10 protein-coding genes are annotated in these 12,407 nt (G+C 43.0%); all 10 read right to left on the reverse strand.

The features are described from left to right. Positions 1–32: 32 nt before the first annotated feature. Positions 33–836 (reverse strand): transporter substrate-binding domain-containing protein, encoded by an 804-nt coding sequence (locus QUF78_RS17635; RefSeq protein WP_483313891.1) that lies wholly within the window; start codon positions 834–836, stop codon positions 33–35. Positions 837–1,463: 627 nt separating this feature from the next. After that, complete coding sequence (locus QUF78_RS17640) at positions 1,464–1,901, reverse strand: BrxA/BrxB family bacilliredoxin (RefSeq protein WP_289327348.1); 438 nt, start codon at positions 1,899–1,901, stop codon at positions 1,464–1,466. 184 nt (positions 1,902–2,085) lie between these two features. Next, complete coding sequence (gene meaB / locus QUF78_RS17645) at positions 2,086–3,213, reverse strand: methylmalonyl Co-A mutase-associated GTPase MeaB (protein WP_289325687.1); 1,128 nt, start codon at positions 3,211–3,213, stop codon at positions 2,086–2,088. Continuing rightward, on the reverse strand, positions 3,213–5,405 hold the full coding sequence (gene scpA, locus QUF78_RS17650) for a methylmalonyl-CoA mutase (protein ID WP_289325688.1): 2,193 nt from the start codon (positions 5,403–5,405) through the stop codon (positions 3,213–3,215). The genes meaB and scpA overlap by 1 nt, the downstream gene beginning before the upstream one ends. 1 nt (position 5,406) lies before the next feature. Continuing rightward, positions 5,407–7,269: a methylmalonyl-CoA mutase family protein gene (locus QUF78_RS17655; protein ID WP_289325689.1), complete on the reverse strand. Its 1,863-nt coding sequence runs from the start codon at positions 7,267–7,269 to the stop codon at positions 5,407–5,409. Beyond that, positions 7,247–7,375, reverse strand: a complete 129-nt coding sequence (locus QUF78_RS17660) for a hypothetical protein (RefSeq protein WP_289325690.1) — start codon at positions 7,373–7,375, stop codon at positions 7,247–7,249. Before QUF78_RS17660 ends, QUF78_RS17655 begins: the two co-directional genes overlap by 23 nt. A gap of 262 nt (positions 7,376–7,637) precedes the next feature. Then, complete coding sequence (locus tag QUF78_RS17665) at positions 7,638–8,927, reverse strand: dihydrolipoamide acetyltransferase family protein (RefSeq protein ID WP_289325691.1); 1,290 nt, start codon at positions 8,925–8,927, stop codon at positions 7,638–7,640. Between the two features lie 26 nt (positions 8,928–8,953). Next, a complete protein-coding gene (locus QUF78_RS17670; protein ID WP_289325692.1) occupies positions 8,954–9,937 on the reverse strand; it encodes an alpha-ketoacid dehydrogenase subunit beta in 984 nt (327 codons plus the stop codon). Between the two features lie 12 nt (positions 9,938–9,949). After that, entirely contained in the window at positions 9,950–10,945 is a 996-nt protein-coding gene (locus QUF78_RS17675; RefSeq protein WP_289315721.1) for a thiamine pyrophosphate-dependent dehydrogenase E1 component subunit alpha, read from the reverse strand. Between the two features lie 24 nt (positions 10,946–10,969). Next, entirely contained in the window at positions 10,970–12,391 is a 1,422-nt protein-coding gene (gene lpdA, locus QUF78_RS17680) for a dihydrolipoyl dehydrogenase (RefSeq protein ID WP_289325693.1), read from the reverse strand. Positions 12,392–12,407: the final 16 nt, after the last annotated feature.

Raw genomic sequence — 12,407 nt, forward strand, 5'->3', positions numbered from 1 at the left:
CATCTCTTCTGAACGTTTTTCATCTCTCTGCATTATTCAGTTTCACTGCCACCGAACCATTTTAGTATTAATTTTTCCATTTCGCCATTCTCTAACATTTTTTTCAATTCGGTATTGAATTCGTCAGTTAACTTGCTTCCTTTTTGGAAAGCTATTGCCGAACCGGCATCTTGTTCACCAGACTCGATCACATGGCCCACCAAATCCTTGTTATCTTTCAAATAGCCTTTTGCCACAGTATCTTCCATGATCACGGCGTCAAAACGTCCAGTAGACATTTCCTGAACAACTTCGGGAATACGATTCCGTTTTTCAACTTTCATCCCGATATCTTTGGATTTATTCAAGTCGTTTGCCAATGTCTCCTGAATGGATGCAAGCTGTACGCCTACCGTTTTCCCTTTTAAATCTTCAACAGTTTTGATCTTACTGTCCTCTGTCGTGATGATCATGTTCTTAGCTGTATAGTATATATCACTGAAATCAACGGATTGCTCACGTTTTTCTGTCGGAGTCATTCCAGAGATAACGAAATCGACCGATTTATTTTCCAGAGCCGGCACAAGACTATTAAAGTCAATGTCTTTAACTTCGACCTCATAACCTAATTTTTTACCGATTGCTTTAGCGATATCAATGTCGAATCCTTTTATTTCATCACTTTTAGATGTTTCAACAAATTCAAATGGCGGATAATCCGCAGATGTTCCCATTACCAGGACCTTTTTGTCTTCGTTGCCAGCTGTGTTCTTATCTTCTTTCTCTGATGTTCCGCATGCCGCTAAAATACCTACTAATAAAACAGAAGTAAGCAACAATGCTAACTGCTTTTTCAACTTCATTATTATTCCTCCAAAATGATATTTTCAATTCTCTAGTTATTAAGTTTGGTTTTAGTTAATATATCAATTAACTAATATTCATACACTATTGTGTATTTTAACACACTCTAATAATTATTCAATAACGTAAATAATAGATTTATTTTTCAGAATATTTACACAAGTTTCTTTCTGAGTTTCGCACTTTCCTCCATGGGGAATATATCGGGCATCCTTATCTATCTTCTTTCCTAAATGTTCCTTAATTATGCAAATTCATGAATAATAAAAAAACCCGCCGATTGGGCGGGTTTCAGACTATAGACAAACTAGAAGAAAAGCTAGTTTGTCTACGGAATTTTTCTAAAAAAAACATTCCAGTTGTTTTCAGAAATCCGCTTCCCGTCTGCCGACTGTCTGCCAAGCCGCATCAAAGCAAGCATCTGTAGGCCCTTGGCTAGCCAGTTATTCGGCAGGAGTGTCGCAAATTTCTTCTATTTAGTGAGGATTTCATTTCATATAAAAAAGTAAAAATTCATGAAGGTTTTTATAATCACGGTTCGGGATGAGAGTATTTCGAACCCCATTTTTCAACAAACTAAAACCCGCCGATTGGGCGGGTTTTTCAGTTATGACTATGGCTTACACTTCTTCGCAATATTGGTCGAAGTAGTCTTGCAATTTTTCAACTACGGACATCGGGTGGTGACCTTCAATTTCATGGCGTTCTACCATAGTGACGATTTTCCCATCTTTCAACAATGCAAATGATGGGGATGACGGCGGATACCCTTCGAAATAATCACGTGCTCTCTCCGTTGCCTCTTTATCTTGTCCAGCAAAAACAGTAACAAGCTGATTTGGGCGTTTATCATTATGAATCGCATGAGCCGCTGCAGGTCTAGCTATACCCCCGGCGCAGCCACAAACGGAGTTGACCATAACAAGCGTCGTTCCTTTTTGTGCAAATACTTCTTCTACTTCCTCGGGAGTGGTCAATTCTGTATATCCAGCAGTCTTAATCTCATCGCGAGCCTGTTTGACTACGTCGTTCATTAAAAAATTAAAATCCATATTCATGGTATGTGCTCCTTCCAAGTTTTCTCTTCAATCCTATCATAACAATTGCCTCTTCGTGATTCAATTAATTTACCTGCTAAACAGCATAAAGCGTTCCGAATATGTTTAAAACGAAAGTGAAGCGGGAATCATATGTGTAACAACAAGAAGACTTCTTAGAAAAGGATGGGGCATGCCCCATCCTTTAATTCGGCTTAAACGTATCAGTAAAAGATTGAAACGCCTGCTTAACAGCAGCAGTGACCGTTTTATTCCCTGACATCACTTGATTCTCGAGTATAGGGAGAAGACCTTTGACGGTTTCATTTTTATAGAACATCGTTTTAAGCTGGTGATCCATTAATGAATAAAGCCATTCCTTAGATTGCATTCTTCTCCGTTCCTGGAAAACACCCGATTCCTTGGTCCTATCGGAAAATTCATTCAATACATCCCAAAGCTCAGGAATTCCTTTACCGGTTATGGCAGAACAAGTATATGCCTTTCCTGCCCATCCCTTTGTTGCTGGCTGAAGGAAGTGCAAGATTCTGCTATATTCGGACTTTGTCCTAATCGCCAGCGGAATGTTCTCTCCATCCGCTTTATTGACCACAATTCCGTCCACAAGTTCCATGATCCCTTTTTTCATCCCCTGTAATTCATCCCCGGCACCTGTTAGTACAAGGAGCATGAAGAAGTCGACCATGCTTCGTACTATAGCTTCACTCTGACCCACACCAACTGTTTCTATCAGTATGACATCAAATCCTGCCGCTTCACAAAGCAACATCGTTTCCCTCGTTTTACGGTGAACTCCTCCTAAGGTGCCTTCGGATGGTGAGGGCCGTATGAAGGCATGGGGGTTTCTTGCCAGCTCCTCCATCCTCGTCTTATCGCCTAGTATACTTCCCCCATTTATCGAAGAGCTTGGATCAACGGCTAGGACAGCAACCTTATGACCCCTTTCACATAAGTAGGTTCCGAAGGTCTCGATAAACGTACTTTTTCCAGCACCAGGCACTCCGGAAATCCCGATTCGAATCGAGTTCCCGGTATGAGGAAGGATGGCATGCAATAATTCCTGTGCAGGATCGAAGTGGTGGGATGCATTGCTTTCAATCAGTGTAATCCCTTTAGCAAGCCTGGCCCTGTCCCCTTTTATGATTCCCTCCTTAAGTTCATGGATCGGTACGTTTACATTTTGTCTTTTGACGAATTTGCTTTTTGAAGCTTTGTTATGGCTGGCTGCTAATTCTACACCTGGCTTTAATGATGAAGCAAAACCTTCCTGATTGTTATCATCGACCCATTCCGGCTTCTTGTCTTCACTCATTATTGGGCCACTTCCTCATATCCAAGGCGATTGTATATTTCCTGAAGTACTTTTTTCGCTGCCTGGGGAATGACAGTACCAGGTCCGAAAATGGCTGAAGCGCCATTTTCCATTAAGTACTCATAATCCTGTGCAGGTATGACGCCACCGACGATCACGATAATGTCTTCACGGCCCAATTTCTTCAGTTCCGACATAAGCTGCGGCAATAATGTTTTATGGCCGGCAGCAAGCGAACTCATTCCGACTACATGCACATCATTTTCCACGGCCTGTAAGGCAGTTTCTTCCGGTGTTTGGAATAATGGACCGATATCGACATCATAGCCTAAATCCGCAAAACCCGTTCCGACTACTTTAGCTCCGCGATCATGACCATCCTGACCCATTTTAGCCATTAACAAACGCGGCCTTCTTCCTTCATTTTCAAGGAACTCTTCCGTCATGCGGACGACTTCCTCAATTTCCGCTTCTTTTGAGTATGCTGAGCTGTATACGCCGCTTATTGAACGGATGGTTGCTTTGTGACGTCCAGCCACCTCTTCGATTGCATCGGAGATTTCACCTAGTGAAGCACGTACTCTTGTAGCTTGAACAGCCAATTCCAGTAGGTTGCCTTCACCCGTTCTAGCAGCCAAGAATAGCGCCTGAAGGGCTTCATCCACCTTTGCCTGATCACGTTTCGCTTTTAATTCGCCCAAACGCTTAAGCTGACTCTCGCGAACTGCAGTATTATCAATCTCCAGTATTTCAATCGGATCTTCTTTTTTCAAACGATATTTATTGACGCCGACGATCGTTTCATCTTGAGAATCGATTTTAGCTTGACGCTTTGCAGCCGCTTCCTCGATTCTCATTTTTGGAACGCCGGTTTCAATTGCCTTTGCCATTCCTCCAAGTCCTTCGATTTCTTCTATGTGAGCCCAAGCGCGTTCGATTAATTCATTTGTGAGCGATTCTACATAGTAGGAACCCGCCCATGGATCGATTACCTTTGTGATCCCGGTTTCCTCCTGCAGATAAAGCTGTGTGTTGCGTGCAATGCGGGCCGAAAAATCAGTTGGGAGTGCAATGGCCTCATCCAATGCGTTCGTATGCAAGGACTGTGTATGTCCAAGTGCGGCCGCATGCGCTTCAATCAGGGTCCTTGCGACATTATTAAACGGATCCTGCTCGGAGAGGCTCCAACCCGAGGTTTGGGAATGAGTCCTCAATGCCATCGCTTTATTATTTTTCGGTTCGAATTGCTTCATCAGTTTTGACCAGATGAAACGAGCCGCCCTCATTTTCGCCACTTCCATGAAATAGTTCATACCTACAGCCCAGAAGAATGACAGTCGTGGTGCAAATTTATCGATATCAATACCTGCTTTCATTCCGGTACGTGCATACTCAAGCCCATCAGCCAACGTATAGGCAAGTTCGATATCCGCCGGCGCACCCGCTTCTTGCAGATGATAACCGGAAATGGAAATGGAATTGAATTTGGGCATATATCTCGATGTATACTCGAATATATCGGCTATGATTTTCATGGACATTTCAGGTGGGTAGATATACGTATTCCGAACCATATACTCCTTTAAAATGTCATTTTGAATCGTGCCTGAAAGTTTATCCTGTGTAACGCCTTGTTCTTCAGCTGTCACGATATAAAATGCCAGAATGGGTAATACCGCCCCGTTCATGGTCATTGACACGGACATCTGATCTAGCGGAATACCGTTGAACAGGATTTTCATATCTAGAATGGAATCAATGGCAACTCCCGCTTTCCCCACATCACCGACAACTCGCGGATGATCAGAGTCATAACCACGGTGTGTGGCTAAATCAAAGGCAACTGAGAGCCCTTTTTGCCCCATTGCGAGATTACGTCTGTAAAACGCATTCGATTCCTCAGCAGTAGAAAAACCTGCATACTGACGAACTGTCCAAGGACGGTTGACATACATCGAAGGATAGGGCCCCCTTGTAAACGGAGCGATGCCTGGTACACTCTCCATATGCTCCAAATTGCGATTATCTTCTTTAACATAAAGCGGTTTGACTTTTATTTGTTCATTGGTTTCAAACAGAAGATCATCGATATTTTCCCCAACGGCTTTTTCGGCTTCTTTTTTCCATGCTTCTACCGTCCCTTTAATCTCAGCCTTGGCAGGATTTATAGCAGAAAAATTCGGTTTTTTCATTTCAGTTCACCCCTAGCTTCTGCAAAAATTCCAATAAAATGGCTATTGCATTCGTTTTAACATGGATAAAATCTTTGACTCCGGCTTCACTTAGTGTAATTTCCAATTCTTCTTGCTGCTTGCCAGCTATATAAATATTGATTTCCGGGAATTGCTTTTTGATTTCTTTAATGGTGATTGGCGCTAATTCCGAGTAGTCACCATCACTGCCGCAAACACAATAAACAGGGAGCTTGGTGGCAGCTACGTAATCAACTGCGTCCTTAATGGTTTGACACCCATTACTACCGAGTGTTTCAATACCTCCTGCTGCAGCCAGACTTTTAACGAAATCTGCACGGGGTTTATAGGATTTAAGATTTTTCAAGTTAATTAAACCAATCGTTGGAGCCGTTCCACTTATTTCTTTATACGTTTCACTGCGTTGTCTTATCTGTTCGAACTGAATGGATACCCGATTCCTGGAAATTGGCGTAATGCCAACCGGTTTCTCGACTTTCATATATGACACTTGGTTATCCTGTGTCGGAGTTTTAATCTTATCCGCTGGATTCGGATATACATTCGTTCCGATGATTCTTTCTTTTCTGAAAGCCGCATTTTGAACTCTGCCTTGGTAAACTTCGGCTATTTCTTTCTGCAGGGTGCCTTGCTTAATTAGCTCTAAAATCCCCCCAGCTTCATCGATTTCAAGGAAGTTCGCCCAAGCCTTTTCAGCCAATTCATCCGTTAATTGCTCAACATACCATGAACCGCCAGCAGGATCGACCACTGTCGTGATATTTGTTTCTTCTTTTAATATCAGGTGAGTGTTGCGGGCGATTCTTTCTGAAAAATCATCAGCTTCACCAGTTGCGTGAGTAAATGGATGAATTTGAAGGTATTGAATGCCTCCAATAGCTGCAGCGAAAGCTTGGTTTGTGGTCCGAAGAATATTGACGTACTGATCATATAGCGTTTCTGTCAATTCGGAAGTAACAGCATGTATGGCCATTTTAAAATGGTCCTGAGCTGTATCGAAGGCTTCAGCAAGACCTGCCCAAAGCCTCCTGGCAGCCCTCAGTTTAGCGATGGACATGAAGTAATTGGAATCCACTGCAAACGAAAATACTATTCTTTCGGATACTGAAGAAATAGAAAGCCCTTGTTTTTGCCCTTCCAATAGATATTGGACGGCTGCGGATAATCCGTACGCTATTTCTTGAACGGCATTAGCCCCTCCATTATGATAAACTGCCGTATTAATCAAAACTGTCTTTAAATCCCGGCCTATCTTCTGATAATCTTGGATCGTCTTCATCCAGTCTGCAAAATAGTTTTCCGTATCTTCTGGCAGCTGTCCGCCAATGAGCCATTCTGCAATGGGATCTTCTGCAACTACACCTGTCAATTGGGCATTTTGCGATTCGGCAATAGCTTTGAACTGCGGGAATAATCCTTTTTGTTTCCCCTTAAGGTCAATGAAAATCGGGATTTCCTTTAATGGGATATCCTTAAACAACTTTTCAGCCCTTGCCCCCTCAGCAAGCAATCGTGCAGGGTATGCCACAACATTTTGACCGCGCTTGAATGAGGCCTTCATCTTTTCATTTGCCTCTTCTGCCGTGATACCGCTTACAGGTTGAACGACAAGCCAAGGTTTTTCATAATAACCCATTGGGGACGTTCCTCGGGTGAAAGGGAAGAATCCTGGCAATTCAGATACATTTACTGTCGAATCCGCCTTTTCTGTATAGAGCGGATATAACGTGATGCCCTCATATGTATTCGTTTTTAACTTTTCAATACTTTTTCCTTTTAAACTGGCTTCCGCAGCTTCTTTCCACTCTTCAAAAGAAGGCCTAGGAAAGGTTATGTTTTTCACATCTTTCAGTTCCATCTGTAATCGCTTTCTTATCGTCTGCCGCCTCAAATGCCTGGTCCATTCCACTGGAGAACGAACGCTCAGTCGGTTTAGATAAGAAAACCACCCTCCCATCAATTTGATCTGGATTATACTAACATTCTATCATAATTTTCTTGAAATTTATGTTAATAGAAATTAGCAAAGCTGCTGTAAGGGAAACCAAAAGCCTATTTCTCCTATTTAAAATGAAGTACAGCCCCTTATCTGTATTAGAACAGCTCTAATTAAAATAATAGCAAAAATAAAATTTTTGTCGATGTTTTTCTACTGAAAAATAAAAGTGCAAAAAAAAGGAAGGAACCTAATGGCCTTCCTTTTTCTTCACTTTAGTATATGGAAGTGTTGTCTTTGGAAATCTTTTCGATGATTTCTTTAACCCTTGCGAGGAAACGTCCGCATACCAGTCCATCCAAAACACGATGATCAAGTGATAAACAGAGATTCACCATATCCCGAACTGCAATCATGTCATTTATGACCACTGGACGTTTTACGATCGTTTCAACTTGTAAAATGGCGGCCTGTGGATAATTGATGATTCCCATGGACTGGACTGAACCGAATGAGCCAGTGTTATTGACAGTGAACGTGCCACCTTGCATATCCTCTGCTTTTAACTTACCCGCCTTCACTTTGGATGCGAGTTCCTGTATCTCCCTTGCTATACCTTTGATTGATTTTTCATCTGCATTTTTTATGACAGGTACAAATAAGGCATCTTCAGTTGCAACGGCTATAGAAATATTGATTTCTTTCTTTTGTATGATTTTATCGCCAGCCCACATTGAATTGAGCTCTGGAAATTCCGTAAGGGCTTGAGCAATCGCTTTTACAAAAAAGGCAAAGTAAGTTAAATTATAGCCTTCTTTTTGTTTAAAGCCGGACTTGAGATTATCACGCAACTTCACCATATTGCTTGCGTCGACTTCCACCATCGTCCATGCATGCGGAATTTCGTGCTTACTTTTTAACATATTGGATGCAATTGCCTTACGGATACCCGTAACAGGTATTTCCTTGTCACCAATAGCAGTCGGCACGTTAGTAGTCACTGCACTAGTTTGACGATTAATTGGAGGCGTGTTCTCTTCATGAGCCGAATCGGATATTGCCGAAGGTTCATCCGCCTTAGGAAGAGTACCGGATTCAACAAGTTTCAATAGGTCTTTACGGGTGATCCGTCCCTCATTCCCCGTTCCTTTCACTTTTGAAAGGTCGATCCCATGCTCCTGGGAAAGTTTTAACACGGCAGGTGAAAAGCGAGCTTTCCTTGATGGTTCACCTGCTTGCTGCACATTTTTTGTAACAGGTGCATCAACATTTTCCTCGCTACGAGAAACAGCTTGGCCTGCGTTGTCGTTATCCGTCTTTGCCGCTTCAACTTCAATCGAGCAAATGACTTCCCCGACTGCCAACGTTTGATTCTCTTCCGCTTTCAATTCCTTGATGATGCCGGTGAAGGAAGAAGGAACCTCAGCATTTACTTTATCCGTCATCACTTCAGCTAGCGGATCGTATTTCGTGACATGATCCCCAGGCTTTACAAGCCATTTACTGATGGTTCCCTCTGTGACACTTTCGCCTAGTTGAGGCATCTTCATTAATTCCATTGCCATAAATCGTTCCTCCTTCTTAACAGTCATTAATACTCGGCCAATTCCCTCATCGCTTTTTCCACTTTATCAGGGTTCACCATAAAATGTTTTTCCATCGTAGGCGCATATGGCATGGCAGGTACATCAGGTCCGGCCAATCGTTTTATAGGGGCATCCAAATCAAAAAGGCAATTCTCGGCAATGATGGCTGCGACCTCACTCATAATGCTTCCTTCTTTATTATCCTCCGTAACCAGTAAAACTTTCCCTGTTTTAGAAGCTGCTTCTATGATAGCATCCTTATCTAAAGGGTAGACGGTGCGAAGGTCAAGAACATGTGCAGAGATTCCATCTGCAGCTAATTTTTCTGCTGCCTGGAGAGCAAAATGCACGCAAAGGCCATAGGATATGACAGTAATGTCTTCCCCTTTCCTTTTCACATCCGCCTTACCGATTGGAAGTACATAATCTTCAGTGGGTACCTCACCCTTAATCAAGCGGTATGCGCGTTTATGTTCAAAGAAAAGAACTGGATCTTCATCACGAATGGCAGCTTTAAGCAACCCCTTGACATCATATGGAGTGGAAGGCATCACAATTTTCAAGCCCGGCTGATTAGCAAAAACCGCTTCAACCGATTGCGAATGATAAAGAGCTCCATGAATCCCTCCTCCATAAGGAGCACGGATTACCATAGGACAGCTCCAGTCATTATTAGAACGGTATCTAATTTTAGCTGCCTCTGAAACAATTTGGTTAATGGCAGGCATGATGAAATCAGCAAATTGCATTTCAGCTATTGGCCGAAGCCCGTACATGGCGGCTCCAATTCCCACTCCAGCAATTGCAGATTCAGCGAGCGGTGTATCGATGACCCTGGCTTCACCAAATTGGTCGTATAAACCGTTAGTGGCTTTAAAGACCCCACCTTTTTTTCCAACATCCTCTCCCAATACGAATACACGGGAATCACGTTCCATCTCTTCCCTCATTGCCATTGTCACGGCATCTATATAAGAAATCACTGGCATTCTATTACCCCCTTACTTTTGTGCATACACATGATTCATAGCACTTTCAGCCTTCGGATATGGAGCATTTTCAGCATAATCAGTTGCTTCGTTGACTATCTTCATGACTTCATCATTCATTTGTTTCTCAAGATCATCATCCATGATTCCCGCTTCTTTTAAATACGCTCCAAATGTTATTATGGAATCCTTCGTTTTGGCTTCGGCCACTTCGTCCGCTGTCCGGTAGCTTCGGTCATCATCATCACTTGAATGAGGAGTGAGCCTATATGAGACGGTTTCTACAAGGGTAGGCCCCTCTCCCCTTCGTGCACGGTCAGCCGCTTCTTTCACTGCTGCATACACTTCCAATGGATCATTGCCATCCACCGTTATTCCAGGCATCCCATAGCCAATCGCCCTGTCGGAAACATTCTCACATGATAGTTGTTTCGAAATAGGAACGGAAATCGCATATTTATTATTTTCACACATGAAAATGACCGGCAGCTTATGTACACCTGCAAAGTTGGCCCCTTCATGAAAATCGCCCTGATTGGATGAACCTTCACCAAACGTAACGAATGTTACTAAATCCTTGCTTTCCATCTTCCCAGCAAGGGCAATTCCAACTGCATGCGGGACCTGTGTCGTTACAGGTGATGAACCAGTGACGATCCTATTTTTCTTTTGACCGAAATGGCCAGGCATTTGGCGTCCGCCTGAATTGGGATCTTCCTCTTTCGCAAAACCTGAAAGCATCAAGTCTTTTGCTGTCATTCCGAAGGTAAGTACCACACCTACATCCCGATAATAAGGAAGTACATAATCCTTTTGCCGATCCAGCGCAAACGCTGCCCCAACCTGCGCAGCTTCTTGCCCCTGGCAGGAAATCACGAAGGGAATTTTCCCGGAACGGTTTAAAAGCCACATACGCTCATCAATCCTGCGGGACAAAAGCATTGTCCGGTACATATCTAAAACAGTTTCCTCATTTAAGCCTAATTGTTCATGACGTTTTTCTACCATCATAAAACCTCCTGACCTTATTCTTTATGAATGAATGGCAAGTCCATCGACAGCAAGCGCCGCCTCTCCGATTGCTTCAGAAAGACTTGGGTGTGGATGAATTGTCTTGGCTACCTCCCAAGGTGTCGCATCAAGCACTTTTGCAAGTCCCGCTTCTGAAATCATATCCGTAACATGTGGACCGATCATATGAACGCCCAGTATATCATCCGTTTTCTTATCTGCAATGATTTTGACAAAACCATCCGCTTCCCCGAAAACCAGGGCCTTACCAACTGCACGGAATGGGAATTTTCCAATTTTAAGCTCATAGCCTTCCTTTTTTGCCTGTTCTTCCGTCAAACCGACACTTGCCGCTTCAGGGCTTGAATACACACATTTTGAAATGAGCGAATAATCCAAGCGTTCCGGTTTTTGGCCTGCCATATGTTCAACGGCAGTAATACCTTCATGGGAGGCAACGTGAGCCAATTGCAGACCGCCGATACAATCACCGATCGCATAGATATGCGTTTCCTTCGTTTGAAAGAAGTCATTGGTTTCAATAAAACCTTTTTCTTTCACAATTTCTGTATTTTCAAGGCCGATCCCTTCAACATTTGCTGTTCTGCCTACGGATACCAGCATTTTTTCAGCTGTGAATTCCTCTACCGATCCTTTTACTTCAGCAGAAATGGATACTGAAACATCCGTTTTCAGGGTTTCAGGCAATACCTTGGCACCTGTAATGAATTTGACGCCTTTTTTAGTTAGGAGACGAAGCATTTCACTGGAAATATCCTGGTCTTCAGTCGGAATGATCCTATCGGCATATTCCAGTACGGTTACTTCCACACCAAAATCATTCAGCATCGAAGCCCACTCAATGCCGATAACCCCACCGCCTACAATAATCATTGATTTCGGCAGGATCTCAAGCTTTAGAGCTTCATCCGATGTAAGCACCAATTCCCCGTCAATTGTTAAACCGGGCAGTGTTTTCGGACGCGAACCGGTAGCAATGATAATATTCTGAGGAATGAGCATTTCATTTTCACTGCCATTATTCATTTCCACTGAAATTGTCCCAGGCATCGGTGAAAATATAGATGGACCAAGTATACGTCCTAAACCTTCATAAACCGTTATCTTCCCTTGTTTCATCAAGTGCTGAACACCTTTATAGAGTTGATCGACGACTTTATTCTTTCTTTCTTGTACCTTAAGGAAATCCACCTTTACATCCCCGGTTACAATACCGAATTCCTCACTTTTCACTGCAGTCTGATAAACTTCTGCACTCCTTAAAAGTGCTTTTGAAGGGATACAACCTTTATGTAGACACGTTCCGCCGAGCTTGCCTTTCTCCACGACAGCCGTTTTCAATCCTAATTGAGCAGCCCTTATTGCTGCCACATACCCGCCTGTTCCTCCTCCGAGGATAACGAGGTCAAATTCTTCAGCCAAAACCACTCCTCCTCAC

The sequence above is a fragment of the Peribacillus sp. ACCC06369 genome, assembly GCF_030348945.1.
GTDB lineage: Bacteria > Bacillota > Bacilli > Bacillales > DSM-1321 > Peribacillus.